At 49.8% G+C, this 237-nt stretch carries 2 protein-coding genes; both read left to right on the forward strand.

Annotated features, from left to right (window positions below):
* The first annotated feature begins 10 nt into the window (after positions 1-10).
* A complete protein-coding gene (locus Q4563_RS23900) occupies positions 11-121 on the forward strand; it encodes a hypothetical protein (protein WP_442903870.1) in 111 nt (36 codons plus the stop codon).
* Position 122: 1 nt separating this feature from the next.
* A partial coding sequence (locus tag Q4563_RS22560) for an HU family DNA-binding protein (protein WP_303606138.1) occupies positions 123-237 on the forward strand: 115 nt, incomplete at its 3' end.

Genomic DNA, 237 nt, shown 5'->3' on the forward strand with positions numbered 1-237 from the left:
GGCTCTGGGCTTGACCTGGCAACATCCATCGCGCACTCTTACTGACCAAGAAGTGAACGATTCAGTGGATGCTGTTTTGTCACACTTGGAGCAAACACTTGGAGCAACGTTGCGGGGTTAGCATGACAGCCTTGACCAAAGCGGAACTGGCAGAAAAACTGTTCGAGGAACTTGGTCTCAACAAACGTGAGGCCAAGGATATGGTCGATCTCTTTTTTGATGAGATCCGCGATAGTC

It is taken from the genome of Gilvimarinus sp. 1_MG-2023 (assembly GCF_030548285.1).